The organism is Streptomyces sp. Root431 (assembly GCF_001426585.1).
In the GTDB taxonomy this organism is placed as follows: domain Bacteria; phylum Actinomycetota; class Actinomycetes; order Streptomycetales; family Streptomycetaceae; genus Streptomyces; species Streptomyces stackebrandtii.
In genome coordinates this window covers 552010-576997 of the sequence record NZ_LMEI01000001.1, presented here as the reverse complement: position 1 = coordinate 576997, position 24988 = coordinate 552010, and the positions used below count along the sequence as shown (strand labels likewise).

Below are 24988 nucleotides of genomic sequence, written 5' to 3'. Positions count from 1 at the left end.
CCACCACCATGGCCACCGCGACCCCGTCGGAGGTCCCCGCCCCCGGCTACCGGGCCGGACGCACCCTGCCCCTGCGCGTCGAGGCCCTGCGCCAGTGGAAGCGGCGCCGCACCCTGATCATGGGCGGGATCCTCGTCGCCCTCCCCTTCGTCCTGATCGCCGCCTTCGCGATCGGCGGCGCCGGGGACGGCGACCGCAACGGCCGGATCACGCTCATGGACACGGCGACGGCCTCCGGCGCCAACTTCGCGGCGACCTGCCTCTTCGTCTCGGCCGGCTTCCTCCTCGTCGTGCCCGTCGCCCTCTTCTGTGGCGACACCGTCGCCTCCGAGGCGAGCTGGTCCTCGCTGCGCTACCTCCTGGCCGCGCCCGTGCCCCGCTCCCGGCTCCTCGCCTCGAAGCTGGCGGTGGCCCTCGGCTACAGCGCGGCCGCGATGGTCCTGCTGCCGCTCGTGGCGCTCGCCGCGGGCACGGTCGCCTACGGCTGGGGTCCGCTCCAGCTCCCGACCGGCGGCTCCGTGCCCGCCATGGACGCGGTCCTGCGCATCGGGATCGCCGTCGCCTTCGTCTTCGTCTCCCAACTGGTCACCGCCGGGCTCGCCTTCTGGCTCTCCACCCGCACCGACGCCCCGCTCGGCGCGGTGGGCGGCGCCGTCGGCCTGACCATCGTCGGCAACGTCCTGGACGCCGTCACGGCGCTCGGCGACTGGCGCGACTTCCTGCCCGCGCACTGGCAGTTCGCCTGGATCGACGCGCTCCAGCCGCAGCTGGAGTGGGGCGGCATGGTCAAGGGAGCGGCGATCTCGGTGACGTACGCCGTGGTCCTCTTCGCGCTCGCCTTCCGCGGCTTCGCCCGCAAGGACATCGTGTCGTAGCGGGGCTGCCGGCCCCTCACACCCACCCCCTTCGAGCCGCTTCCGCACCCGCGCGGAAGCGGCTCGTCGTGCCGAGGGCGGCCATCAGCTCGCCCACCCGGCGGCTGTACGTGCGCGCCGACATGCCGAGCCGGGCCGCCGCCGTCTCGTCCGTGAGCCCCGACAGGAGCGCGTCGAGGACCGGCCGCAGCTGCGGCGGGAGGTCCCGCGGCGGGGGCGGCGGAGGCGGTACGTACGTCAGCTCCTCGGCCGCCGCCCAGCAGGCGTGGTGCGCCCGGACGAGGGCCTGCACCACCACCGGGTCGCGGATCAGCAGCAACCCGTTGTAGAGCAGCTCCAGATCGAGCGGGACCGCCGCCACCGTCCGGTCCACGACGATCAGTTTGAACGGGATCGCGTCCGCGAGCCGGGCCCGGCCGGGGATCCGCAGCCCGTCCTCCAGCCTGGGCAGGGCGTGCCGCGGCACGATCCGCCGGACCTCCTCGGCCCGCTCCGCCGCGGCCCGCATGCACGCTCCTGCCAGTTCCAGGAACGGCCCGGGGATCGCGCGGCCCGCGGAGGCGACGGGATCGTCGAAGGTCAGCAGCTCGTGCCGGGTGGAAGCGGCCAGCCCGGCGAGCGCGGCGCTGATGCGCCGTGCGCCCCGGACCGGGCGCCCCGCGGGCCGCTGTCCCTCGGCCGCGGCCCTGTTCATCGCCGAACGGGCGAGCATCACGGAGCCCGCGCTCTCTGCCACCGCTGACCACCCCCGCCCGATCGATGTCCACTCCATGTACGCACGCGACTGCACACGGTGACAAGCCCTGTTGAAAAGGATGGCGAATCCATGCCACCCTCGTGAGCCCCCGTCGCCGTTGCCACATCGAGATCCATCCGCAACTCCTCCGACGGCTCCGCCAAGCCCCTTTGTTCGTCACATTCACAAGTGCCGGACGAAGAGGGGGACATGACATGAGTCGACAGAGCGCGGTGCCGAACGGGCGCCGCAGGGCCCGGTTCGGGGCCACGATCGCGGGGCTGCTCGCCGCCGGACTGGCCGTCGGCGGCTGCGCCGCGTCGGGCGAGAACCAGGACGCCTCGCACGCCAAGGACGGCCGCACCGCACCGGACACCTCCCGCGGCGGGGCCGCGAGCCCGGGGTACGTCGCCCCGGGAACGGCGACGCCGGGTGCCGACGCCGCCGCACCCGAGGAGGGCGAGCAGCGCACGAAGCCGCCCGCCCCCGACTACCTCTCCACCTTCGCCCTCGACGTCGACACCGCCTCGTACGGCTACGCCCGCCGCACCCTCGCCGAGGGGCGGCTGCCCGACCCGTCGACGGTGCGCCCGGAGGAGTTCGTCAACAGCTTCCGCCCCGACTACCCGCGCCCCGCCGACAACGGCTTCGGCGTGAGCCTCGACGGCGCGCGCACCGGCCGGGACGGCTGGTCCCTGGTCCGGGTGGGGCTCGCCACCCGCGCCGCGGACCGGGGCGGCGAACGTCCGCCCGCCGCCCTCACCTTCGTCGTCGACATCTCCGGCTCGATGGCCGAGCCCGGTCGGCTCGACCTGGTGAAGGAGTCCCTCGGGCTCCTCGCGGGCGAGCTCCGCGACGACGACTCGATGGCCCTCGTCACCTTCAGCGACGAGGCCGAGACCCGGCTGCCCATGACCCGCGTCGGGGAGTCCCGCGGCCGGATCCGCGAGGTCGTGGAGGCCCTGGAGACGACCTCGTCCACCAACGTCGAGGCCGGCGTCCGCACCGGCTACGACGTCGCCGTCGAGGGCCGCCGCGAGGGCGCGACCAACCGGGTCGTGCTGCTCTCCGACGCCCTCGCCAACACCGGCGCGACCGAGGCGGAGACGATCCTGGCCCGGATCGAGGAGGAGCGCAGGCAGTACGGCATCACCCTCTTCGGCGTCGGCGTCGGCAGCGACTACGGCGACGACCTCATGGAGAAGCTCGCCGACAAGGGCGACGGCCACACGACGTACGTCTCCACGCCCGCGCAGGCCCGGAAGGTCTTCGTCGACCAGCTGCCCACCCACGTCGAGCTGCGCGCCCGCGACGCCAAGGCGCAGGTCGCCTTCGACCGGGGGACCGTCGAGAGCTTCCGGCTGATCGGGTACGAGAACAGGGAGGTCGCCGACGAGGACTTCCGGAACGACTCGGTGGACGGCGGCGAGATCGGCGCCGGCCACACCGTCACCGCGCTGTACGCGGTGAAGACCCGGCCCGGGGCGACCGGCCGCGTCGCCACCGCCACGGTCCGCTGGCTCGACCCGGCGACCCGGGCGCCGAAGGAGCGCTCCGGCACGGTCGCGGTCGAGGCGCTCACCGCGGGAATCTGGGACGGCGGCCACGACAGCCTCCAGCTGACGGCGATCGCCGCCTACTTCGCGGACGCGCTGCGCGGCGGTGACCTGCCGGGCGACCCCGGGCTCCCGGCGCTCGCCGAGCGGGCGGAGGCCATCGCGGGACGGTCGGGGTCGGCAACGGTCCGGGAGCTCGCGGAGGCGGTCCGGCAGGCCGAGCGGCTGCGCGGGCCGGCCGCGGAGCCGGGCGGCGATGCCTCCCGGGAGGGCGAACTGCGGTCGGGTGACCCGTACAGCTGACGTGCACGTGACCCGCACAGCCGAAGTCGGTTCCCCCACACAGTTGTTGTACATCTGACGCGCGGGGCGGCCGGCGGGACAGAATGGCCCGCATGGCCACCCTGCTGCTCGCCCTCGCCGTCGGATGCACCGGGCTCTACGCCGGTTTCCTGCTGATCTTCCAGACCGGGATCATGCCCGCCCTCGCCCGGTTGTCGGACGCGGAGTTCGTCACGGCGATGCGCCGGATCAACGAATGCGTCCCGAGGGCCGTGTTCCTGCTCGTCTTCCTCGGGGTCGTCGCCTTCCCCGCCGCCGCGTTCCTCGTCCCCGTCGACGGGCGCACGGACACCCAGAAGTGGCTGGTCCTCGCGGGGCTCGTGTGCGCGGCCCTCAACCACCTGGTCACCGTCGCCGGGAACGTCCCGCTGAACGTGGCGCTCGCCGCCTCGGAGCGCCCGGGGGGCGCCGAGGACCCGGCGGCCGTACGGGCCGCCTTCGAGAAGCGGTGGAACGGATTCCACCGGGTCCGTACGGCCCTGATCGTCATCGCGTTCGGCCTGATCACCGCCGCCGCCGTCCTCTGAACCGTACCCACCGGGCGGTTTCTGGCGTGAAATCGCGGTTGAAGACCTCTCCGGCATCCGCAAGGACCCTGCGAAAGCGTACCCCCGAGTCCTGAAACAGTCTTTCGGCGGGCAAAGGTCTGAGCCAGTGACGAAATCCTGACGCCGAAATATCCCCACAAATGGGGTGAAGCACCCCGATATCACGGGTCGGGTTTCCGTACCCTACGGTTTCTTATTGACATGCCTACGGGGGTCTTTTCTAATCAACGAGGGTCATCCCGCGCGCACAGGCACCGCACAGGCACTGAGGGGGCAAGGTGGACGTCCGGATTCTGGGGGGACTGTCGGTTCGGGAGAACGGCGTGTCCATCACCCCGACGGCAGCCGCACCGCGGCAGCTGCTCGCCCTGCTCACCGCCAGCGCCGACCAGGTCGTCCCCGTGACGGTCCTGACCGAGGAGCTCTGGCCCTCCGGCGCCCCACGCGGCGCCCGGACCGAACTCCAGTCCCACATAGCGGAGCTGCGGACGCTCATCGCGAGCGCGCTGCGCGGCGCCGACCCGGCGGAGCCCCGTCCGGGCTGGTCCGACCGGCGCACCGCCGACGCGATCCTCGTCTCCCAGCCCGGCGGCTACCGCCTCGACACCGGCGGCGGAGCCCACGACGTCTGGCAGTTCGAGCGCGCGGCGGGCGCCGGATACCGGGCGATGGAGGCGGGCGACCTCCCGCGCGCCGCGCTCCGGCTCGGCGAGGCACTCGCCCTGTGGCGCGGCGAGCCGTACGCGGGCGTCGCGGCGGGCCCCCGGCTCCGCCGCGAGATCGAGCGCCTCGAAGCGTCCCGCCTGAGCGTGCTCGACCAGTGGGTCGAGGCCCAGCTGGGCCTCGGTCACCACGCCGAGCTGGTCTCCGAACTCTCCGGGCTCGTCGCCCGCTACCGCACCAACGAACCCCTGCACGCCCACTACATGGTCGCCCTGCTCCGCTGCGGCCACCACGACGAGGCCCTCGCCGCGTACGAGCGGCTGCGGGCGGCGCTCGCGGGGGAGAGCGGCATGGAGCCCTCGGCGCGGGTGCGCCGGCTGCACCGCTCGGTCCTGGCCGTGCGGAACACCGCGGGCCGGTCCGTGTTCGGCACCCAGGCGCCCGTCCGGCCGCTCACCCGGATCCCCGCCCACATGGCCGCCCACCCGTCGGCCCATGCTCCGGCCCACGTACCCGCCCAGTACAGCCCGGTGAGGGCCCGTCCGGTCCCCGTGGGCTCCCTCGTCTGAGGGAGTGAAGGGGCCGGGACGCACCCTCGGGCACGAGTCCGGGAACGAAGTACGTCAGGTCGCCGTTGTGGACGTGCGGCACGCCGAGGTTGACCGACTCCCGAAGCCGAATTAATTTCGGCAGATGAGACGGGTTTCCGCCGAGGTGCCCTATTTCGCACTACTACGGGGGTGGAGACCATGACCTCGCACGGCGCGGACGCGGCCGGCAGTGCCGACGCGCTGCTCACGGTCCTCGAACTGCTCGCCGGACAGGCCCCGGCCGCCCGCTTCGAGGAACTCCTCGACGAGGCCCGCCTGGCCGGCCTCTCCGGCGAGGAACTCGACCGCCTCGAACGGGCCGTGAAGCTCGCCGACCAGGTCCGCTCCGGACGCGAGGACGACGCGCGCCGCGAGGCCGGACTCGCCGCCCTCGCCGACACCGCGCGCGACCTGACCTTCTCGTACGACCTCGACAGCCTGCTCCGCGTCGTCACCCGCCGCGCCCGCCGGCTCCTCGGCCTCGACATGGCGTTCGTGACGCTGCGCGGACAACACGGCAGCTGCTACGTCCACACCACCGAGGGCGCCCGCGCCGGACTCGACACCGGCACCGGCCGACCGGCCGGACCGCGCCTCGCCCCCGGGCTGAAGATCGCCGAGGGGTACGGGCTCGGCGGCGCCGTCCAGCTCCACGGCGAACCCGTCTGGACCGCCGACTACCTCGCCGACGAGCGCTTCGCCCCCTCGGGCTCCCTCGACGCGGGCGTCCACGCCCCCGCCTTCGACGAGGCCGCCGAGGCCGCCGTCCGGGCCGAGGACCTGCACGCCATCATGGCCGCGCCGCTGCGCAGCGGCGACACGGTGATCGGCGCGCTGTACGGAGCGGACCGGCGCGTCCGCCACCACACCTCCGAGGAACTCGCCCTCCTCGCCGCGCTCGCCGACCTCGCCGCCCTCGCCGTCGAGAAGGCCGGACTCCTCGACCGGACCCGCGCCGAGGTCTCCGAACTGGAGCGGGACAGCTCCCGCGTCCGCACCAGCCTCACCCGGATGCGGCACGTCAGCGAGGCCCACAGCCGCATCATGAACCTCGTCCTCGCGGGCGGCGATCTGGGGAACGTGGCCAAGGCCGCCGGGGACGCCCTCGACGCGACCGTCCTCATCCGCGACCAGGGCGGCCGCGCCCTCGCCGGCGGGGACATCCCCGGCCTGGACGAGGAGGCCGTCGCCAAGGCCTCGCTCGACGCGCACGCCCGCCGCCGCCCCGTCCTCGCCGACGACGACACCTGGGTCGCCCCGGTCATCGCCGGCTCCGAGGACCTCGGCGGCCTCGTGATCCGCGCCGCGAGCGGACTCACCGGCGAGGACGAGCGCCTCCTCGAACTCGCCGCCCAGTCCGTCGCCTTCCTCCTCCTGATGCGGCGCTCCACCGCCGTCGCCGAAGGGCCCGTACGCGACGAACTCCTCGACGACCTCATCGCGGACCCGCCGCATGCGCCGCAACAGCTCGCGCAACGGGCCCGCCGCCTCGGCGTCGACCTGCGCAAACCGCACGTCCTCGTGCTGGCCAGGCCGGAGGGCGGCGAGCAGGGCAGGGCGGTCGTGTGGGCGTCCTCGTACGCGTACCGGCTCTCCGGCCTGAAGACCGTGCAGGGCGGCTGCATCGTGCTGCTGCTCCCGGGCATCGACGCCTCCGCCGCCGCCAAGGCCGTCGCCGCCGAGCTGTCACCGCTGCTCGGCCACCCCGTCTCCGTCGCCGCCGCGGGACCCGCGACGAGCCCGGACGGCATCGGACGGATGCACCAGGAGGCCGGGCGCTGCCTCGACGCGATGAGCGCCCTGGGCGGTACGGGTTCGGCCGCGTCCGTGTCCGACCTGGGCTTCCTCGGGATGCTGCTCTCCGACGACCACGACGTCGAGGGCTTCGTCGAGGGGGCGATCGGGCCCGTGCTCGACTACGACGCCGAGCGGTTCACCGACCTCACGCGCACCCTGGAGGCGTACTTCGCCTCCGGCGGCAGCCCGACCAACGCGGCCGAGGCGCTGCACGTCCACCCCAACACGGTCTCGCGCCGGCTGGAGCGGATCGGCGAACTCCTCGGCCCGGAGTGGCAGAAGCCGGGCCAGGTCCTGGAGGTCCAGCTCGCGCTGCGCCTCCAGCGCACCCGCGAGGTCCTCTCCCGGGGCAGGGCCGGAACCGACACCCCCTAAGGGGGGTGCCGGCCCGTCGACTCTCAACTGCTCTGCTCTGCTTTTTGCTTGGCTCAGCTCGCCGAGCGTCGCGACGCGTACCCGGAGTCGTAGGCCGCGTCCCCGTCCGATGCGGCCAGGAGCGTCGCCGCGTGCGCCGCCGAGGCCAGCGTGATGTGACGGTGCCAGCCGCGGAACGAGCGGCCCACGAAGTCCCGCAGCCCCGCCCCCTCGCCGACCTCCATGAAGTCCCGCTCCACCCGGCGCGCGAGCTTGGTCAGCCGCAGCAGGGAGCCGACGGGGGAGTGCGTCAGATCGCTGATCCACACCCGGGCCGGGGCCCGCCGCGGGTCGTCCCACTCGCCGAGCAGTACCAGGGGACGCATCCGCTCGCCGCCCGGCGTCGGCAGCGCGACCCGGACGGCCGTGGCGAGCGACGTCCGCGAGGTCCGCACACCGGCCACCGTGTCCACCCAGCTCACCGGCCTGCGCAGGCCCTTGAGCGACTCCAGGATCTGCACCGCCGACAGCGGCCCGGCACCGAAGCCCGGCAGCGAACGGTCCGCGATCGCCAGCCGGGAACCCGGCCCGATCCGCGCCACGACCGGCACCCCGGCCCCGGCGAGCCGGGTGAGCGCGGCGCGGCCCGCGCCGCCGCGGATGTCGAGGAGCACCGGCTTGCGGGTGACGTCCTGCCAGCGGGCGGTGTCGAGCGCCGCGGCGACCGCGCACTCCTCGAGCGTCTCCTCGCCGGCCTCCTGGGGAACCTCCGCGCGGTCGCGCCGCGTGCGGTCGTTGACCCACGGGTCCGGCAGGAACAGCCGCCAGTTGACCGGCACGCTCAGCTCGTCGCTCGCGAACCACACGCCGAACGCCTGCTGGCCGTGGAAGACCTGACCGCGCTCCGGGTCGAACCGCCGGTCCACGCCCACCGAGTGCTCCCCGGCCTTCGGGATCGGCATCGGCCGGACCACCCACGCCTGCGGGCAGCTGTTCCGCTCCAGGTACCGGGCGAGCGCGGCCCGCATGGGCTGCCAGTCCCAGGTCGAGCTGGAGACGAAGTGGTGCAGGCTCTGCTCGGCGGCCGGCCCACCTATCTGCGCGGCGATGTTACGGATCGACTTGCGGCCCTGCGCGGTGAGCAGGCCGTGCAGGTACTGCTCGGCCTTCAGGCGCTGGTCGCGGCGCGGGAAGCCGGAGAAGAGCGCGGAACACAGCTCGGCGTAGGCCTCCTCGCCCGCACCGGACGCACCGACGGGCGTGGCGACGCTCAGGGGCACCGGCAAGGACGAGACGGCCCCGGTGGTGGCCCTGCGCTTGGTTGCGACGGATGTACTCACGACACTCCTGCCCGAAGGTTGCGCAGCTCCCTCCCGCTGCTCCACCACCGTCGCCCGTCCCCGCCCTCCGGGACGAGGTGTACCCGGCACCCGAATCGGCCGCCGAATGGTGGCCGGACCACCTCCCCCTACAACACCCCAGGTCACAGCCGACTCCGTGGCCCTGATCCGGCCACCCCTTCCGGTGTTCCGGAATACCCCGCGGGGGGATCTGACAGACTCACAGGCCCGGCTTTGACCCGTCGCGTTGCGTGGCCGGACCATCGCAGAGCGAGGCTGCACGGGCCGGTTCCCGGTTAATGCCCCAGGCCGGGGACCGCGCCTGTGCGCCTCGCCTCGACTTCCCCCGTGCCCCGGACCCGTACCCTTCGGTGCATGGGAACGCGCGGAGAGCTGCCGGTCGTCGGGGCCGTCGCCGCAGGCGGCGCCCTCGGCGCGGTCGCCCGCTACGGCGCCTCGCTGCTCTGGCCGACCCCGGTCCACGCCTTCCCCTGGACGACCTTCACGGTGAACGCGGTGGGCTGCGCGGTGCTGGGCGTCCTCATGGTGCTGCTCACCGAGACCCGCATCCGCGTGAATCCCCATCCGCTGCTCCGCCCCTTCCTGGGTACCGGGTTCTGCGGAGGGTTCACGACCTTCTCGACGTACGCCCTCGACACCCAGCGGCTGCTGGCCGCGGGCGAGACCACCCGAGCCCTGCTCTATCTGGGGGCTACCGTGCTCACCGCCCTCGCCGCCGTCTGGGCGGGGGTCGCCGCCACCCGGGCGGTCGCACCGGTCCGGGTGAGGCCCGCGTGAACTGGCTCCTGGTCGTGGCGGGCGCCGCCGTCGGCGCGCCCCTGCGCTATCTCACCGACCGGCTGGCGAAGGCCCGCTTCGGCCTCGGTCTTCCCTGGGGCACGTTCGCCGTGAACGTCGTCGGCTCGTTCGTGCTCGGGCTGCTCACCGGCGTCTCCTCGGAGCGGCTGCACCTGCTGCTCGGCACCGGTCTGTGCGGGGCCCTCACCACGTACTCCACCTTCTCGTACGAGACGCTGAAGCTGTACGAGGACGGGGCGAAGGGGTACGCGGTGCTGAACGTGGCCGGCAGCCTGGCCGCCGGACTCGGAGCCGTATGGCTGGGAGTCGAGACGGCCAGGCCGTGGTGATCCGGTGGCTCAGGCGGTGATCCAGTCGCTGGTCGCGATCACCGGCCGCACGCCGTCGCGGTGGATGGTGCCCTCGATCAGCCCGTACATCCGGTCGGCCGCGAAGTACACCTCGTTGTCGTTCTTCAGCCCGAACGGCTCCAGGTCCACGAGGAAGTGGTGCTTGTTCGGGAGGTTGAGCCGGACCTCGTTGACCGTGGGGACGTGGTCCAGGACCCGGTCGGCCATCGCGTGCAGGGTCTGCTGGAGCGAGTAGCTGTACGTCTCCGCGAACGCCTCCAGCATGTGGCGCCGCACCTTGTCGTACGAGCGGTCCCAGTCGTGCTCCGCGTCCGCCGCCGCCGGGGCCGAGTTCGCCCAGCGGGCGGTGACCTTGGTGGCGAGGATCCGGTCGTACGCCTCCTGGAGCGTCGTGTACCGGTCCTTGATGAAGCCGTGGAACTCGGAGTTCGTCGAGTTCATGACGGTGAGGTCCTTGAGGCCCGAGAGGACCTGGAGCCCGGTGGTCTCCGAGTAGGTGATCTGCGCGGTGCGGACCTCCTGGCCCTTGCGGACGAAGGAGTGCTGCTCCTTGCGCGTGGGGACGGAGACGCGCTCCCAGGCGTACTCCTCGATCCGGATCTGCGCCTCGTGGATCACGGGCTGCGAGGTCACGAAGTGCCGGGCGAGGAGGATGCCGAAGGCCTCGGGGGAGGCCACGCCGTGCTCCTTGGCGAAGGCGTAGACCGTGTTCTTGGTGGTGTCGGTGGGCAGGCAGTTGCCGTTGTCGCCGGTCAGATGGACGTCGCGGTACTCACCGCGCAGCGCCACCGACACGTTCAGGTCGCGGATCTCGTGCCACGCGCCGTCATTGCCCTTGCGGGTGACCGTGACGATGCGGTTCTCGGCCTTGCCGTACTGGTTCTGTGCCAGGACGTGCTTGCTCATGTGCTGCTCAGCTCCTGCGGGTACGTGGATACGGATATCCCGTACGCCCGGCGTCCGGCGGCCCCGTCGTCCCGAAGGGCCCGCCCCCCGCCGTCCGGCCCGTGAACGGCGGACCGCCCCGGGACTGACGAGCATCCCGGTCCGTAGGTGGTGTCGGCTCGAAGATATGTGCAGTCCCGGCCGCAGGCAATGGTGTGCAAGGCGGAGGGTGGGTCAGCGCGTGGGTCAGCGCGTGGGGAACACCTTCGTCTCGACCAGCGGCAGGCCCTTGGCCCACCAGTGGTCGTAGCGCCGGTAGACCAGCGGATCCCGGCCCGCCAGGAACGCCCCGAGGGCCCCGGCCTCTTCGGCAAGCTCCTCCCACACGGCCGCCGGGAGCGGACGGAACCCCGAGACCTCGATCCCGCCGCCGACGAGCCGCCAGACCCCGGCGACGTACCCGTCGACGAGCACCGTCGGCAGGACGTCGCCGTTCACGCGGATCACGGACTTGCGGTACTCGGGCGGGATCACGCGACCGCGGTCCGCGTACGCCAGCAGGATGCTGTCCCACATGGCCATCAGGCGCGGCGGAGCCGGAACGTCCTCGTCGGGCCGGACCGCCCCGGGCACGTCGTACAACACCACCCCGTCCGGCCCCGGCAGCTGCTCGACCCGGTCGCCGAGCGCCGCCAACGCCTCGCGCACCCGCCCCCGTTGGGTCATGGAGAACTGCGCGACGTCCGCCACGGACGCCGGCCCGAACCCCTCCAGATAGCGGCGGACGAGCACCGCGAGGCCCGCGGCGACCGCGTCCGGATCCCGGTGCGCGGGTAGGGCGTTCGCCGTGACGAAGGACTGCGCCGTGCCGTACGACCACGGCGGCCCCGTCGGGGCGTGCCACAGCGGCGCGTACTGCCGGATCATCCGCCAGACCACGGACTCCACCGGACCGCCGCGGCCCTCCTGGAGACGGCTCAGCATCTCGGCACCGGTCCGTGCCCGCTCGGCGTAAGCGAGGAGCTCGGGCAGCAGCGCGTCGGCGTCGGCCGGCGTGAACCCGGCCGCCCTGAACCGGTGGTCGCCGAGCCGCGAGCCGCGCAGCGTCGGCTCCATGCCCTCCCGGAACGCCCGGTAGTCCTCGACGTGCACCACGTGCAGCGTCAGCCGCATCAGGGTCGACCGCACCGCCCGGAACCCCTCCACGGCGGCGTCGAACCGGCCCGCGTCGAAGCCCGCGACCCGGTTCCACAAGGCCACGTACGGCGAACCCGGCTGCTGCGCCTGGAGGGCGACCACCCGCCGCAGGGCCTCCTCGACGTCGACCGGAGCGCGGTCGAGGAGCAACTGGCGGGCGAGGGTGGAGCGGTTGAGGGCGCGCACGGTGATCACCATGGCCCGATTCTCGCTCGCGGCCGCGCCGAACGCGTAGCGTCGCCCTTCATGGGATCGACCACGACCACGACGACGGCTTCGGCACACATAGGAAATGCGGCGACGGGCCGCGCGCCAACGCAAGCGTCTCCTCGGCCGTCGGCGTCGACCCCGCCATCGCCGTCACCGTCACCGTCGCCGTCGCCGTCGCCATCGCCATCGCCATCCCGGTTCCGGCGCGGGCGGGGCACGACCCTCACCCTCCTCTGCTTCGCCGTCTGCTTCGGCCTGGGGATGCAGTCCTGGACGGCCCTGCGGCTCACCGGCTTCGACCTGGGGATCTTCGACCAGGCGGTGCGCGCGTACGCGCACTTCGAGCTGCCGAGGTCGCCGATCAAGAACGTTCACCACGAGTTCCCGCCGGGCTTCTCGCTGCTCGGCGACCACTTCACCCCGGCGCTCGCCCTCCTCGCGCCGCTGTACTGGGTGTGGGACGACCCGCGGGTCCTCCTCTTCGCGCAGGCCGCGCTGTTCGCCGTCGGTGTGCCGGTTGTCCGGCGCATCGCCCGGCACTGCTTCGCGGGCGCCGAACCGCGGGTGGTGCGCCGGGCGGCCGACCTCGGCGGGCTGGTGTACGCGGTGGGCTGGCCGCTCCTCAACTCCTCCTACAACGGCTTCCACGAGGTGGCCTTCGCGGTGCCGTTCACCCTCCTGATGCTGGAGCGGGGACTGGCCCGCCGGTACGCGGCGGCGGCCTGCTGGGCGCTCCTGCTGTGCACGGCGAAGGAGGACATGGGCCTGGTGGCCGGCGCGTTCGGCCTGGTCCTGGCGGTACGCGCGCACCGCGCTGGCGACTGCGCGGGCCGGGCGACGGGAGCCGCGCTGGCCCTCGCCGGGCCCCTGGTCTCGGCCGCCGCCATCACCTGGTTCCTCCCGGCGATGGGCGGCCCGGAGGGCTACTACTGGTCGTACGGAAGCCTCGGCGCCGACCCGGGCGCCGCGCTGGCCCACGTCCTCACGGCCCCGTGGGTGCTGCTCCAGGTCTCCGTCACCCCCTTCGTCAAGGTCGCCATGCTGGCCTGGATCCTGGGCACGCTCGCCCTGCTGCCGCTCGGCTCGCCGACCTTCCTGCTCGCCGTGCCCCTCCTCGCGGAGCGGGTCCTGTCGGACAATCCGAACCACTGGCCGGTGATCAACCACTACGACGCGTTCCTGTGGCCGATCCTGGTCACCGCGTCCCTGGAGACGCTCGCCCGCCTGCACAAGAAGCGGGTCGGGGTGCGGAGTTGGGCGCTCGCCGCGCTCGCGCTCTCCTCTGCGGCGGCCGTCACCCTCGGCCTCGGTCTCCTCGTACGCCCGGACCACTGGTCGCCCAGCCCGGACAAGCGTCCCCTCGCCACGGCGGCCGAACTGATCCCGGACGGCGCGACGGTGGAGGCGGACAACACCATCGCCCCGCGCCTGACGGCCCGTACGCACGTGGTCATCGCCGACGCGACGCCACGGGGCGCGGACTGGGTGCTGCTGCGCGTGGAGAACAGGACGTTCCCCTTCGCCTCGACGGACGACCAGAGCGCCCGCGCCGCACTCCTCCTGGCCCATGGCTATTCGGAGGTCTGGCGCCGGGCCGGCACGGTCCTGCTGCACCGCACGACCCGGACCGCGATACCCGGCCTCCGCGTCCCCGGCCCGGACAGCACGCCGATCCGGGAGGCCGTCCCGGACGACGTGGGCACGAACCTGCTCCTGCGCTAGGCCTGATCCGCCGCAGGCTCCAGGGGTCGTGCTCACGTGGATCGGGCCGGGGTGTCGCCGCCGGTTCACCGCCTCCACCCCCGAAGGTCACGCGCCCCTCACTCTCCCTCGTGACGATCAGCGGCATGACCTTCACCTCCCGGGCCCCGCGCCCGGCCGCCGCCGGCGCCGCCCTCTCCCTCGCCGTCGCCGTCGCGCTCCTCGCCCCGACCTCGCCGGCGTACGCCGCCGCCAACGCCGTACCGACCTACGAGGTGAAGATCAACCTCACCGCGGCGGCGCTGGACTCGGCGCACGCCCCGAGCTCGGCGGTCAAGGCGGCGTTCGGCATCACCGGCTCGGCCAAGGCCCGTTCGTACAGCTACTACGACACCGACGGCCTGGCGCTCGACGCCCAGGGGTGGAGCGTTCGCCTCCGCCACAAGAGCGGTTCGTCGTTCGAGGAGACGTACAAGAAGCGGTTCCCCGTCACGAACGGCGACCTCGACGCCGCGCTCACCGCGGCCAACGCCGCCGGCTTCGACAGCGGCGACACCAACTACGAGGCCGAGGTCGACTGGGGCTACGCGAAGCAGACCCTCAGCTTCAGCACCGAGAAGAGCCACAGCGCGAGCGGCTACTCGGGCACGGCCATGCCGACGAGCACGACCGGCCGCACCTGGCTCGTCAACGACATCCCCGGCAAGCTGGAGGACTGGGGCAGCGCCGACTGGGGCAAGACCACGCTCCAGGCCTCCCGCGCGCACGGCCCGGTGACCGCGAAGGTGTACGGCGGGGCCTGGGGCCCCTCGGACGACGCGAGCATCGAGGTGCTGCCGGTCGTCGGAGCGGGCGGCACGGGCACGGAGTACGTCGTCGAGCTGTCGTTCAAGACCGACTCGTACGCCGACGCGGCCGAGCTGCACGAGGACGCCATCGCCCTCGCGGAGACGAACGGCTGGCTCCACCACGGCGACATCCTCAAGACGCAGCTGATCCTCGACCGCTACTGATCACCCCCGCCGGCCGCAGGAGACGCGCGTTCACCCAGGACTCACCGGGACGTCGTGAGCACGTAGCCGGGCGTTGCGCGCGGAATCGCACGATGAGCCCGCGCTCACCCGCCCGTACGTGTCCAAGGAGTTCAACTTGAATCCGCGCCTCCTGCGCCGGCCCGCCGCCGTGGTGCTTCCCGTCTCCGCCGCACTCGCGCTCTCGGTGGTGGTGGGGACGGCCGACGCGACGCCGGCTCACCACGGCTCCACCGCGCGGGTCGTCTCCACCTCGACCCTGCCGGACCTCCCGCTGGCCGCCTTCAGCAACGGCCTGCTGCCGGGCAGCGTCGACGACGACCGGGGCGTCGACCTGGGCGGCATCGGCAGCGACCTGTACCCGGCCGAACGGCCCGGTGAGTACTGGACCGTGACCGACCGCGGCCCCAACGGGCAGATAGCCGTGGGCAAGGACAAGCGCCGTACGTTCCCGGTGCCCGGCTTCGACCCGGCGATCGTGAAGATCCGCGCGGTCGGCGGCCGCGTCCAGGTCCTGAAGTCCCTCCCGCTCACCACGGCGTCGGGCGCCCCCGTGACCGGCCTGCCCAACCAGCCGGGCCGCGACGAGGCCCCGTACACGTACGACGCCTCCACCCCGCTCGCGTACAACCCGAACGGCCTCGACACCGAGGGCCTCGTGCGCGACCGGGACGGCAGCTTCTGGCTCGTGGACGAGTACGGCCCCTCCCTCGTGCACGTCTCCGCGAAGGGCCGGGTGCTCGCGCGCCACGTCCCGAAGGGCCTCGGCCTCACCGGCGCCGACTACCCGGTGATCGAGTCGCTCCCGTCGATCTTCCTCGAGCGCAAGATCAACCGCGGCTTCGAGGGCCTCGCGCTGCTCCCCGGCGGCGACCTGGTCATGGCCCTGCAGAGCCCGCTCCTCAACCCCGACAAGGCCGCGGGCGAGAACTCCCGCACCACGCGCCTGCTGCGCTTCTCGACCCGCACGCACCGCGTCACCGCCGAGTACGCCTACCGCTTCGACCCGGTCGAGGTCGTCGAGCCCGGCCAGACCAAGACCTCCGAGCTCAAGATCTCCGCCCTCGTCGCCCTCGGCGGCGACCGCCTCCTCGTCCAGGAGCGCACCGACAAGGCCTCCCGCGTGTACGAGGTGAGGCTCCGCCGCGGCACGGACATCCTCGGCACCACCTGGGACACCGCGGCGGGCCCGACCCTGGAGCAGCTCGACGACGCGGCGTCGGCGAAGGTCCCGGTGCTCCCCAAGCGCCTGGTCCTCGACCTGAACACCGTCGAGGGCGTCCCCGGCAAGATCGAGGGCATCGCCCTCGAAGGCCGCTCGACCCTCGTCCTGCTCAACGACAACGACTTCGGGATGACGGACGGCCCCGCGGCCTTCGACGCGGCGGGCCGCCTGGTCGACAGCGGCGTGGACACCACCCTCGTCCGCGTCCGCCTGCCGCGCCCGATCCGCTGACGACCGCGGCGGCCGGGGGGTGGTCCCGGGCGCGCTAACGCCGGGCGGGCGGCTGCGTTAGCTGGCTGTTTGCGTCCGCTGGAAGACTTCGCGGACCACCCACGCAGGGCGTGAGAATCCCACGCCGGCCAGCCGCCGAGCCAGAGAGACACATGCGCGCCAACGAGCAGAGCAAGGACAGCAAGCAGCCCGCCCGAACCGCCACCCGCGCCACCGCGCACGACGCCCCCGCCGGCCTGCTCGCCCTGCAGGCAGGCGCGGGCAACGCGGCGGTCGTCCAGATGCTCCGCCGGTCAGGCCACGAGTGGGCGCAGCCGGAGCAGCACCAGCACGGGGCGGGCTGCGGCCACGGGCAGGCCGAGCAGCCCGCAGTACAGCGGTCCGCAGTCCACGACGTCCTGCGCACCGGCGGCAAGCCCCTCGACGACGCGACCCGCACGGACATGGAGGCCCGGCTCGGTGCCGACTTCTCCGACGTCCGCATCCACGACGACAGCGCCGCCAGAGCCTCCGCGGCCGAGGTCGGCGCCCGCGCCTACACCTCCGGAAGCCACGTCGTCATCGGCGACGGCGGCGGCGACGGCCACACGCTCGCCCACGAGCTCACGCACGTCATCCAGCAGCGGCGGGGCGCCGTCGCCGGCACCGACAACGGCTCGGGACTGAAGGTCTCCGACCCGTCCGACCGCTTCGAGCGGGAGGCCGAGGCGAACGCCACCCGGGTGATGTCGGGCGGCGCCGGAGCGCACCACGACATCGTGGCCCAGCGCGCCGTCACGCCCGCCGGTGGGAACGAAGGCGCCGTCGTCCAGCGGGCGCCCGTCGTCCACCGCGCGCCCGTCGTCCACGCCCAGGGCGAGCACATCTTCAACGGCTTCGACTCCCTGACGCTGGAAGCCGGCGAGACCCTCGTCGACAGGGTGCGGGCCCGCACCGAGTTGATCGTGGCGAACCGGCGGAAGCTCACGGTGTCGCAGAGCGTTGGCAGCTGGAACCTGGACGTGCAGATGGGGGAACTGGCCAAGTCGGTGGCCCTGGCGAAGAGGCTCCGCGACAACACGCGCTTCCGCTCCGCGTCGAGGGGCGAACCGCTGAACGCCGCGGGCGAGGACCCCAACTCCATCCGCTACGGCGAATTCGCCGGCACGGTGCGGGCGGCCCTGGCCACCTGCGGCACGCCGACCTGGGACAACGGTGCGGCACTCGAGGCGCTCCGGGCGGACCTCATCACGTCCATCACGGACCAGGTCGCACGCGGCGTGAAGCGCGACACCGACCTGCAGAACGATACCGCCAGGGGGCAATTCGACACGTGGTACCAGAGCACCGTGGAGCGCATGGAGACCCTGTTCACCCTGATCACCGCCACCGCCAAGGAGATCCACCCGGTGCTCCTCAGCACCGCCCGCCCGGCGTTCGGCTTCGAACCGGGGGACGACATGGGCGACCAGTACTACTACATGTGACCGGTGAGCGTCATTCCCGCCGCTTCAAAGCGCGCCTCAGTGCGTGTCCGAGCGCGTGATTCAACCGGGGCAGCTCGGCGCTGACCAGCCGGCCGGTCAGCGCGCCGCCGAACACGACCACGCCCACGGCGACGAGCCAGGTCTGGATGACGAGGAACGCTCCGAACGGGCCGTAGGTGATGGCGCTGGACGCGATCAGCGGTGAGAAGACCAGCCGCGAGAAGATCCTGAGCCCGAGCAGTCCGAGCACGGTGGACACCGCCCCGGGCAGCAGGGTGGTCCAGGCCACCCGGCCGACGAGCAGCAGGCGTTGCGACCACCAGAAGAACAGGGTGCCGCAGAGCAGGGAGACGACGCCGGCGGCCGGGCTCTCATGCCAGAAGGGGGAGACCGCGAACACGTAGAGGACCCCGATGAGCACGGCGAGCCACACCACGTGCCGCCACCGGGCCCGCAAGCGGCCCGGCGGCAGGTCCCAGACCTTCTCGTAGCCGCTCTGCACCAAGGTGCCGAAGGAGAGGCCGAACACGGCGAGCAGGGCGAGGCCGAACGCCGTCGTCGTCCGGCGCACCTGGCCCGGCAGGGCGAACAGCCTCTCGATCTCCGTCCTGGCGGCCTCGGACACACCGATGCCGTCGCCGACCCACTGCGCGAACCCCTTCCCGCTTCCCGCACCGGCCGCGGACACGACGATCAGCAGCGGTACGAGCGTGAGGAACCCGAGCGCGGCGAATCCCAGCGAGAGGCGCCAGAGCTCGAGATCCCTGACCTGCCCCCAGCGGTGTCCCGCCCGCACTCTGCGGATCACGCTGAGGATCCGCCCGAACGGAGACCATCGCCCGGCGGTACGGGAGGACATCAGCGTGCCGGCGCACGGGCCGTCGACGGCGTGGACACGTCCGCTGCGCTCCGGATGTCGTGCATGGCCGCTCCAGGCAGCTCCAGGGACCGCTGATGGTGCCGATGTCTCCACGGTCCCACACCGCCCCGACGGAGTCACCGGGCTGCCCCGGGCGGAGCTACTCCGGCAGCGGGCGGTCGGCGATGACGTTCTTCATGACGAGGGTGGAGGTCAGGCGCTGGACTCCGGGCAGTCGGGCGAGCCGCTGGTCGTACAGCTCCTGGAACGCGGTCAGGTCGCTGGTCGCGACCCGCAGGAGGTAGTCGGGTTCGCCGAACAGGCGCTGCGCCTGGAGCACGTGCGGGACGGCGGCCACGGCCTCCTCGAAGGCGGTGACGGTGTCGGGGGTCTCCCAGCGCAGGGTGGCGAAGACCAGGGCCTCGAAGTTCAGGCCGACGGCGGCCGGATCCACGACCGCCCGGTAGCCGCGGATCGCACCCTCGCGTTCGAGGTCGCGCAGCCGGCGGTGGCAGGGCGAGACGCTGAGCCGGACGCGGGCGGCCAGCTCGGTGATGGTCAGGCGGCCGTCCAGCTGCAGCTCGGTAAGAATCTTCCGGTCCATGGCGTCCATGGAGAAGATTCTCCCTCAGATCGCGCGATCATGGGGTAAATACGCAAACACTTTCGGGCATATCCGGCCTAGCGTTCCCTCCAGAGCAAGACATGCGAGAGGGAACGATCGATGGACACGACGACACTGGCGGCCTTCCTGACAGTGGACCTGCTGCTGGTGTTCACTCCGGGCGCGGACTGGGCGTACGCGATCTCCGCCGGGCTCCGGGGACGCTCGGTCGTCCCGGCCGTCACCGGACTGATCGTCGGCCACGCGGCCTACGCGCTCGTGGCCGTCGCGGGCCTGGCGGTGATCGTGGCGAGCTCCCCGGCCGCGCTCACCGCACTGACCGTGGCCGGGGCCGGCTACCTGCTGTGGCTGGGCTGGGGCGTCCTGCGACAGCCGGTCGTGCCGGCTGCCGCGGGCGGGAGCGCGGACGCCTCCCGCGTACGGGTCATGCTCAAGGGGGCCGGGATCAGCGGCCTGAACCCGAAGGCGCTGCTGCTGTACTTCTCGCTGTTCCCGCAGTTCATCGACCCCGCCACGGGCTGGCCGGTCGCCGCGCAGACCGGACTGCTCAGCACGATGCACCTGACCGCGTGCGCCGTCGTCTACCTCGGCGTCGGCGTCCTGGCCCGTACGGTCCTGAGCACCCGGCCCTCGGCCGCGCGGGTCGTCACGCGCGTCAGCGGCGCCATGATGATCGCCATCGGCGGCTTCCTGCTGGTGGGACGCCTGGCCGGCTGAGGAACCCCACCCGCTATGACCCGAATGAGAGCCCGCACATGGAAGACCGGAAGCCGCAGCAGGAACAGGCGACCGCCTCGGTCCGGAAGCGCATCCAGGACAGCTTCGCCCTCCAGGGCCTGATGTCCCACCTGGGCGCGCACCTCGCGCACATCGGCCCCGGCCGCGTCCACATCGTGCTCCCGGCCCGCCCCGAAGTGACCCAGCAGCACGGCTACGTCCACGCCGGCGCCACCAGCGCCATCGCGGACAGCGCCGGCGGCTATGCCGCGCTCACCTTGTTCGACGAGGACTCCGAGGTCCTCACCGTCGAGTACAAGATCAACCTCCTCGCACCCGCCGCGGGCGACCACCTGGAAGCGATCGGCACCGTCCTCAAGCCCGGCCGCACCCTGACGGTCTGCCAACTGGAGGTCTACGGCGTCCAGAACGACGGCACCAGAAAGCTGGTCGCCAACGGCCAGCAGACCCTCATCCGCACTACGAGTGGGCGGCCGGCATCGCCCTGATCGAAGCGAGTTCTTTGGTCATGAAGACGCGGCTCGTGCCCGCCGGATCGCAGGGGACCTCCCCCAGCAGCTCCCACCCCTGCTTCTGGTAGAAGCCGGGGTCCTGGCACGACCCGGGCCCTCGCCGTGCTTGTGAGAGAACACCTTCACGCCGAGCGTCTCGGGTTCCGGAAGCCCGAGGTGCGCGAATCCGGCCGCCGGACGGTAATTCACCGGGTTCGGGCTCCAGGTTGCGGATCATGCGGGCGCCCAGAGCGAGATCAGAGGCCTGGCGATTGCGACGAACGGCCAGGACGACGCCGCCTGCCGGCAGCCCATGATGGCGACGGCGGGCACGCCCGGCTCGACGCGGTACGGCCCCTGATGACAAGGAAGACCATGGCCACGGAACGAAACATCCGGACGAATTTCGCCTTCTACCCTCCCGAGAAGGACGGCGGAGCCTGGCACGCCACGCTGGAGTCCCTGGAGCGGGCACTGCGGGAGGCGTTCCCCGACCCCACCATCGGGCACCGGTGGTCCGGCGTCCACGAGATGACCGTGCTGGACTTCGAGATCGAACTGGCCTCCGACGTGTGGGTGGACGGCACTGCGGCCATCACCGCGCCCGACTACGCCTACATCACCCTCACCGACGTGACCGCGGACGAAGCCGGCGCCTTCGCCGTCTGGTTGCGCGACTCCTTGGCCCCAGAGCCGAACCTTGTGCGCTTCGCCAGCAGCCTCGCCATGGCGAACGGCGAGGACACCCCCTCGTCGCTGCCGACCGGAGGGGGCCGCGAAGTCATCGGTGACCTGCTGCGCCGGCACCTCGGCTCATTCGACTACTGACCGGCGAGCTTCAAGTGGCCTGCCGCCCGTGTGACGCTGCTTCGCACGGCGGTGGTGACTGCAGCGCGCGCATCTATTTGGCCCGTGCTGCCCACCAGACGTCGGTGATGCAGCCCTCTTCCATGTCCCACCACTCCTGGGCCACGCCGTGATCGAGGAGCCGCTGGACCTTTGCGAGGTCTACCTCCGGCGGCACGTCGAGAGCGACCATGCCGAACCGCTCGATCCCCTCTCCGCCCACTCCCAGTGCCGCGAAGGCGTTCAGAACGCTCTGCCGCGCTGGGCCGGATCCCTTGTCACGCAGCACGATCAGTCGGATCGTGCAGTGCTGCGACGGCTCGACCACATGGCCCGCCCAGCGAACACCATCCGCGTCGGGGTGGGTGGTGAGGACGTCTCCGCACGCCACGCCGCGTACGAACCAGGGAGTGTTGTCGAGGCGCACGGTGCCGTCGCCTTGGTCGAGAGCCCACAGACTTTCCACCGAGGCGGGCGGCCAATCACCGTTCGTCTCAAGGCGGAAGTGCACCTTCACCTGTTCGACTCCGGTCTGCGTCATCCGGTCAGGATGCACGATCTCCCGGGCAGGGCCCCAGGTGGCCCGTGTTTGAATCGGCGCATGATCGAGTGGCGGTTGCCCAGGTACGGGCGCGGACCGTACGACGAGGTTCCGCCCGTTCTCGAGAGAGTTCTGCAATCGCCGTCCGGCGATTGATCGTCGAACTGAAACAGATGGTCTCCCGGCGCCTCGACGACCACGACCTGTCAACGGCGACCGCGATGGCTCTCTTCCGCGCTCATCTCGCATTCGCCGGGGCGAGCGTGTGGAGCCTGGCCGAGTACGACTTCGAAGACGGCTTCTACGGGGTCGGCTGCCCTCACTGCCACCTCGGCGTCACCATCGCGATCGGTGTCCACGGCCGCTACTCGGCCCACCGCGACCGGGACCGGGGAGACCTCCGCCGCCGCCCTCTCCGGCAAGCCGAGCCGAGCGACCTCGACGGCTTGGCCGCATGGATGCACGAAACAGCCCGTGGCCTCGGCTTTGCCCAGCTGGCAGAGGGAATCACCTGGCTGTTCGACCGCGCCGAATGCCCCGAATGCGCGAGCACTTTCGTCATCGGAGACCAGTACGCGGCCGAGAACGAACCCCACCACTCATCCGACGGGCCCGTACCTGCTGGAGGCTGGTGACGAGGCGCGCACCGCGTGCTTCCCGCCACTAGCCGGTTCGGATCGATCAGCGGCTTGGCCGCTCCGGTCTGGACGGTCTGCACTGCGGGCGGTGATCGAACCGGAGGGGATGCAGATGGCGATCAAAGTGCTGCCAGTGACGGGAGACCAGCCGGACCGGCCGTGCAAGGGGCCTGAAAACTTCCCCGCGTATTCTCCGCGGCCACCCGCGGAAACCCGGAATCAGCCGGACACCGCCGGACGTGCCCCGACCCCGCCGAGCGGTGCGTCCGGCCCTTCCTCTGGGAATCGGAAACCGCCGGGACCAGCAAAAAGGACCCTCCCGAAGGAGGGTCCCGGTCTTGCGCCCCCGGCAGGACTCGAACCTGCGGCCAAGTGCTTAGAAGGCACCTGCTCTATCCACTGAGCTACGGGGGCCGGGTGGTGGCCGTGTGGCCTGGAGGCCCTGGTGGGTGGGGTGTGGCCTGCCGGGACAAGGATAGGGCTCCGATCGCCTTGGCCCGGGTGCTTCACCTGCGTGGCACGATGTGGAGGTTCGGTGAAGCGGAACGATAATCGCAGGCAGGTGCGATTCGCGCAGCGCTTTTCGCGCCACTCGGGGCGGGTGTTGTGCACTCGTTATGCCTGCGGCGCCGGTCGCCCTTCCCTTCTCTCGGCGCGCAGGGCGCTTATACGCTTCAAAAACACTCATAAATTGGGCATTCTTCGCATGTGGTGACCTTGGACGAACGGCCTCAGCTGATCGACGCACTCTCCGCCCTGCGCGACCGTGTCGCCGCCGTGCGTCTCCCACTCCCTCTTCCCGGCGCCTCACGCGCCCGGCAGACCCGGGCCGAGCTCCTCGCTCAGCTCGACGACTATCTGGTGCCCCGCCTGAAGGATCCCGACGCCCCGCTGCTCGCCGTCGTCGGCGGTTCCACCGGGGCCGGGAAGTCCACGCTCGTCAACTCCCTTGTGGGGCGGCGCGTCAGCGAGTCGGGGGTGCTCAGGCCGACCACCCGGACGCCCGTCCTCGTCTGTCACCCCGAGGACCACCACTGGTTCGCCGGGATGCGCGTCCTCCCGCAGCTCACCCGCGTCTGGCTGCCCCAGGCCGACGAGGAGCACTCCACCGAGGAGCCGCCCGAGGAGAACGCCCTGCGGGTCGAGACCGCCGCCTCCCTGCCCCGGGGGCTCGCCCTGCTCGACGCGCCCGACATCGACTCCCTCGTCGTCGAGAACCGCCTTCTCGCCGCCGAGTTGATCTGCGCCGCCGACATCTGGGTGATGGTCACCACCGCCTCGCGGTACGCCGACGCCGTCCCCTGGCACCTGCTCCGTACCGCGAAGGAGTACGACGCCACGCTCGTCACCGTCCTCGACCGCGTCCCGCACCAGGTCATCGGGGAGGTCTCCCGCCAGTACGAGGCGCTGCTCGACAAGGCGGGCCTCGGCGACGTGCCCCGCTTCACCATTCCCGAGCTGCCCGAGTCCACGGACGGCGGCAGCGGACTCCTGCCCGACAGCGCCGTCGCCCCGCTGCGCGCCTGGCTCGCCCACCGCGCCGAGGACCCCGCCGCCCGGCAGCAGGCCGTCGACCGGACAGCCACCGGGGTCATCGCCTCCCTCGACGCCCGGCTCCCCGAACTGGCCGGCGCGGTCGCCGCCCAGTACGCCTCCGCCGTCCGGCTCGGCGGCGCCGTCGAGGCCGCCTACCGCGAGCAGGGCAAGCGGGTGCGGCAGCAGCTCGGCCGTGGCGCCGTCCTCGCCGGGGACGCCCGCACCCGCTGGCGCGGCTACCCCCGCGACAGCACCGCGGACGAACTGCTCGACGCCCTCGCCGAATCCCTCGCCGCCCTCCTGCACTGCGCCGCGGCCGCCGCCGAGGAGCGCGTGGGGGACGCCTGGCGCCGCGACCCCGCCGCCGACGCCATGGGCCCGGCCCGGACCGGCGGCGACCGGGAGGCGGGGGAGCGGATCGGAGTGGAGGTACGCCGCTGGCGCCGCGTCCTCGAAGAACTGGCCGAGGAGGAGGTACGGAACATCGACCGGCCCTCCGGCTCCCGCGCCTCCCGCACCGCCGTCCCCGAGGCCGACACCGTCGCCGCGCTCCTCGCCGCCTCCCTCCTCGGCGGCCGGCGCGCCCGGGCCGCCGGCGACCGCCTCGCCGAACTCCTCGGCGCCCAAGCCGCCCTGCGCCTGCGCGACAAGGGCGGCGAGCTGGTCCTCTCGTACGTCGACCGCGTCCTGCACGCCGAGCGCGACCGGCGCCTCGCCCCCCTCGACGGGCTCGACGTGACCCCCGAGCCGCAGGCGGAGCTCATCGCCGCGCTCTCCGTACTGCAGAAGGAGAAGTGA

23 protein-coding genes and 1 tRNA gene are annotated in these 24988 nt (G+C 72.4%); 16 read left to right on the top strand and 8 right to left on the bottom strand.

Annotated features, from left to right (window positions below):
• Nucleotides 1–8: 8 nt before the first annotated feature.
• On the top strand, nt 9–875 hold the full coding sequence (locus ASC82_RS02545; RefSeq protein WP_056641485.1) for an ABC transporter permease: 867 nt from the start codon (nt 9–11) through the stop codon (nt 873–875).
• Between the two features lie 16 nt (nt 876–891).
• On the opposite strand, the gene ASC82_RS02540 is transcribed toward ASC82_RS02545, so the two are convergent.
• The gene (locus ASC82_RS02540) at nt 892–1611 is read right to left on the bottom strand and encodes a hypothetical protein (protein WP_056640763.1); all 720 of its coding nucleotides are present in this window, start codon (nt 1609–1611) and stop codon (nt 892–894) included.
• Nucleotides 1612–1826: 215 nt separating this feature from the next.
• Here ASC82_RS02540 and ASC82_RS02535 point away from each other — a divergent pair, with 215 nt between their 5' ends.
• The 4 genes from ASC82_RS02535 (at nt 1827) to ASC82_RS02520 (ending at nt 7482) form a co-directional block, all read left to right on the top strand.
• The gene (locus ASC82_RS02535; protein WP_056640761.1) at nt 1827–3470 is read left to right on the top strand and encodes a von Willebrand factor type A domain-containing protein; all 1644 of its coding nucleotides are present in this window, start codon (nt 1827–1829) and stop codon (nt 3468–3470) included.
• 92 nt (nt 3471–3562) lie between these two features.
• Nucleotides 3563–4036, top strand: a complete 474-nt coding sequence (locus ASC82_RS02530) for an anthrone oxygenase family protein (protein WP_056641484.1) — start codon at nt 3563–3565, stop codon at nt 4034–4036.
• A gap of 344 nt (nt 4037–4380) precedes the next feature.
• Entirely contained in the window at nt 4381–5289 is a 909-nt protein-coding gene (locus tag ASC82_RS02525) for an AfsR/SARP family transcriptional regulator (RefSeq protein WP_242427521.1), read from the top strand.
• Between the two features lie 180 nt (nt 5290–5469).
• Nucleotides 5470–7482 (top strand): helix-turn-helix domain-containing protein, encoded by a 2013-nt coding sequence (locus tag ASC82_RS02520; protein WP_056640750.1) that lies wholly within the window; start codon nt 5470–5472, stop codon nt 7480–7482.
• A gap of 53 nt (nt 7483–7535) precedes the next feature.
• Here the strand turns inward: ASC82_RS02520 and ASC82_RS02515 are convergent, their stop codons facing one another.
• Complete coding sequence (locus ASC82_RS02515) at nt 7536–8801, bottom strand: transposase (protein WP_056640747.1); 1266 nt, start codon at nt 8799–8801, stop codon at nt 7536–7538.
• 375 nt (nt 8802–9176) lie between these two features.
• Between ASC82_RS02515 and crcB (ASC82_RS02510) the strand changes: the two genes are divergently transcribed.
• Both crcB (ASC82_RS02510) and crcB (ASC82_RS02505) read left to right on the top strand, forming a co-directional pair.
• Nucleotides 9177–9599, top strand: a complete 423-nt coding sequence (gene crcB / locus ASC82_RS02510) for a fluoride efflux transporter CrcB (protein WP_079038986.1) — start codon at nt 9177–9179, stop codon at nt 9597–9599.
• On the top strand, nt 9596–9949 hold the full coding sequence (gene crcB / locus ASC82_RS02505) for a fluoride efflux transporter CrcB (protein ID WP_056640741.1): 354 nt from the start codon (nt 9596–9598) through the stop codon (nt 9947–9949). Before crcB (ASC82_RS02510) ends, crcB (ASC82_RS02505) begins: the two co-directional genes overlap by 4 nt.
• 9 nt (nt 9950–9958) lie before the next feature.
• Here the strand turns inward: crcB (ASC82_RS02505) and pucL are convergent, their stop codons facing one another.
• Both pucL and ASC82_RS02495 read right to left on the bottom strand, forming a co-directional pair.
• Nucleotides 9959–10876 (bottom strand): factor-independent urate hydroxylase, encoded by a 918-nt coding sequence (pucL, locus tag ASC82_RS02500; protein ID WP_056640738.1) that lies wholly within the window; start codon nt 10874–10876, stop codon nt 9959–9961.
• A 225-nt stretch (nt 10877–11101) separates the two neighbouring features.
• Complete coding sequence (locus ASC82_RS02495; protein ID WP_056640735.1) at nt 11102–12250, bottom strand: winged helix DNA-binding domain-containing protein; 1149 nt, start codon at nt 12248–12250, stop codon at nt 11102–11104.
• Nucleotides 12251–12523: 273 nt separating this feature from the next.
• Here ASC82_RS02495 and ASC82_RS02490 point away from each other — a divergent pair, with 273 nt between their 5' ends.
• The 4 genes from ASC82_RS02490 to ASC82_RS30880 all read left to right on the top strand — a co-directional run bounded on the left by ASC82_RS02490 (nt 12524) and on the right by ASC82_RS30880 (nt 17916).
• On the top strand, nt 12524–13984 hold the full coding sequence (locus ASC82_RS02490) for a DUF2079 domain-containing protein (RefSeq protein ID WP_242427520.1): 1461 nt from the start codon (nt 12524–12526) through the stop codon (nt 13982–13984).
• A 125-nt stretch (nt 13985–14109) separates the two neighbouring features.
• Entirely contained in the window at nt 14110–14976 is an 867-nt protein-coding gene (locus ASC82_RS02485; protein WP_056640732.1) for a hypothetical protein, read from the top strand.
• 136 nt (nt 14977–15112) lie between these two features.
• Nucleotides 15113–16450 (top strand): esterase-like activity of phytase family protein, encoded by a 1338-nt coding sequence (locus ASC82_RS02480; RefSeq protein WP_056641479.1) that lies wholly within the window; start codon nt 15113–15115, stop codon nt 16448–16450.
• A gap of 152 nt (nt 16451–16602) precedes the next feature.
• Nucleotides 16603–17916: a DUF4157 domain-containing protein gene (locus ASC82_RS30880; protein ID WP_079038984.1), complete on the top strand. Its 1314-nt coding sequence runs from the start codon at nt 16603–16605 to the stop codon at nt 17914–17916.
• 10 nt (nt 17917–17926) lie between these two features.
• Here the strand turns inward: ASC82_RS30880 and ASC82_RS02470 are convergent, their stop codons facing one another.
• Together ASC82_RS02470 and ASC82_RS02465 are read right to left on the bottom strand one after the other, a co-directional pair.
• A complete protein-coding gene (locus ASC82_RS02470; protein ID WP_242427541.1) occupies nt 17927–18733 on the bottom strand; it encodes a YhjD/YihY/BrkB family envelope integrity protein in 807 nt (268 codons plus the stop codon).
• Nucleotides 18734–18935: 202 nt separating this feature from the next.
• Nucleotides 18936–19388, bottom strand: a complete 453-nt coding sequence (locus ASC82_RS02465; protein ID WP_024757337.1) for an Lrp/AsnC family transcriptional regulator — start codon at nt 19386–19388, stop codon at nt 18936–18938.
• Between the two features lie 111 nt (nt 19389–19499).
• Here ASC82_RS02465 and ASC82_RS02460 point away from each other — a divergent pair, with 111 nt between their 5' ends.
• The 3 genes from ASC82_RS02460 to ASC82_RS02450 all read left to right on the top strand — a co-directional run bounded on the left by ASC82_RS02460 (nt 19500) and on the right by ASC82_RS02450 (nt 21457).
• Nucleotides 19500–20117: a LysE family translocator gene (locus tag ASC82_RS02460; protein ID WP_056640728.1), complete on the top strand. Its 618-nt coding sequence runs from the start codon at nt 19500–19502 to the stop codon at nt 20115–20117.
• 38 nt (nt 20118–20155) lie between these two features.
• Nucleotides 20156–20626 (top strand): PaaI family thioesterase, encoded by a 471-nt coding sequence (locus ASC82_RS02455; RefSeq protein ID WP_056640725.1) that lies wholly within the window; start codon nt 20156–20158, stop codon nt 20624–20626.
• 378 nt (nt 20627–21004) lie between these two features.
• Nucleotides 21005–21457, top strand: a complete 453-nt coding sequence (locus ASC82_RS02450) for a hypothetical protein (protein ID WP_056640722.1) — start codon at nt 21005–21007, stop codon at nt 21455–21457.
• Between the two features lie 73 nt (nt 21458–21530).
• On the opposite strand, the gene ASC82_RS02445 is transcribed toward ASC82_RS02450, so the two are convergent.
• Nucleotides 21531–22016: a DUF4265 domain-containing protein gene (locus ASC82_RS02445; protein ID WP_056640718.1), complete on the bottom strand. Its 486-nt coding sequence runs from the start codon at nt 22014–22016 to the stop codon at nt 21531–21533.
• 152 nt (nt 22017–22168) lie between these two features.
• Between ASC82_RS02445 and ASC82_RS02440 the strand changes: the two genes are divergently transcribed.
• Complete coding sequence (locus ASC82_RS02440) at nt 22169–22651, top strand: hypothetical protein (protein WP_157863426.1); 483 nt, start codon at nt 22169–22171, stop codon at nt 22649–22651.
• Nucleotides 22652–22995: 344 nt separating this feature from the next.
• Here the strand turns inward: ASC82_RS02440 and ASC82_RS02435 are convergent.
• Nucleotides 22996–23068, bottom strand: a tRNA-Arg gene (locus ASC82_RS02435).
• Nucleotides 23069–23371: 303 nt separating this feature from the next.
• Between ASC82_RS02435 and ASC82_RS02430 the strand changes: the two genes are divergently transcribed.
• Nucleotides 23372–24988 (top strand): dynamin family protein, encoded by a 1617-nt coding sequence (locus ASC82_RS02430; protein WP_056640711.1) that lies wholly within the window; start codon nt 23372–23374, stop codon nt 24986–24988.

What these genes read in the sequence shown, in the direction of transcription:
- ASC82_RS02545 (WP_056641485.1), top strand. Translation starts at nt 9, where the DNA reads ATGGCCACCGCGACCCCGTCGGAGGTCCCCGCCCCCGGCTACCGGGCC.
- ASC82_RS02535 (WP_056640761.1), top strand. Translation starts at nt 1,827, where the DNA reads ATGAGTCGACAGAGCGCGGTGCCGAACGGGCGCCGCAGGGCCCGGTTC.
- ASC82_RS02530 (WP_056641484.1), top strand. Translation starts at nt 3,563, where the DNA reads ATGGCCACCCTGCTGCTCGCCCTCGCCGTCGGATGCACCGGGCTCTAC.
- ASC82_RS02520 (WP_056640750.1), top strand. Translation starts at nt 5,470, where the DNA reads ATGACCTCGCACGGCGCGGACGCGGCCGGCAGTGCCGACGCGCTGCTC.
- crcB (WP_079038986.1), top strand. Translation starts at nt 9,177, where the DNA reads ATGGGAACGCGCGGAGAGCTGCCGGTCGTCGGGGCCGTCGCCGCAGGC.
- pucL (WP_056640738.1), bottom strand. Translation starts at nt 10,876, where the DNA reads ATGAGCAAGCACGTCCTGGCACAGAACCAGTACGGCAAGGCCGAGAAC.
- ASC82_RS02495 (WP_056640735.1), bottom strand. Translation starts at nt 12,250, where the DNA reads ATGGTGATCACCGTGCGCGCCCTCAACCGCTCCACCCTCGCCCGCCAG.
- ASC82_RS02490 (WP_242427520.1), top strand. Translation starts at nt 12,524, where the DNA reads ATGCAGTCCTGGACGGCCCTGCGGCTCACCGGCTTCGACCTGGGGATC.
- ASC82_RS02485 (WP_056640732.1), top strand. Translation starts at nt 14,110, where the DNA reads ATGACCTTCACCTCCCGGGCCCCGCGCCCGGCCGCCGCCGGCGCCGCC.
- ASC82_RS30880 (WP_079038984.1), top strand. Translation starts at nt 16,603, where the DNA reads ATGCGCGCCAACGAGCAGAGCAAGGACAGCAAGCAGCCCGCCCGAACC.
- ASC82_RS02465 (WP_024757337.1), bottom strand. Translation starts at nt 19,388, where the DNA reads ATGGACGCCATGGACCGGAAGATTCTTACCGAGCTGCAGCTGGACGGC.
- ASC82_RS02460 (WP_056640728.1), top strand. Translation starts at nt 19,500, where the DNA reads ATGGACACGACGACACTGGCGGCCTTCCTGACAGTGGACCTGCTGCTG.
- ASC82_RS02455 (WP_056640725.1), top strand. Translation starts at nt 20,156, where the DNA reads ATGGAAGACCGGAAGCCGCAGCAGGAACAGGCGACCGCCTCGGTCCGG.
- ASC82_RS02450 (WP_056640722.1), top strand. Translation starts at nt 21,005, where the DNA reads ATGGCCACGGAACGAAACATCCGGACGAATTTCGCCTTCTACCCTCCC.
- ASC82_RS02445 (WP_056640718.1), bottom strand. Translation starts at nt 22,016, where the DNA reads ATGACGCAGACCGGAGTCGAACAGGTGAAGGTGCACTTCCGCCTTGAG.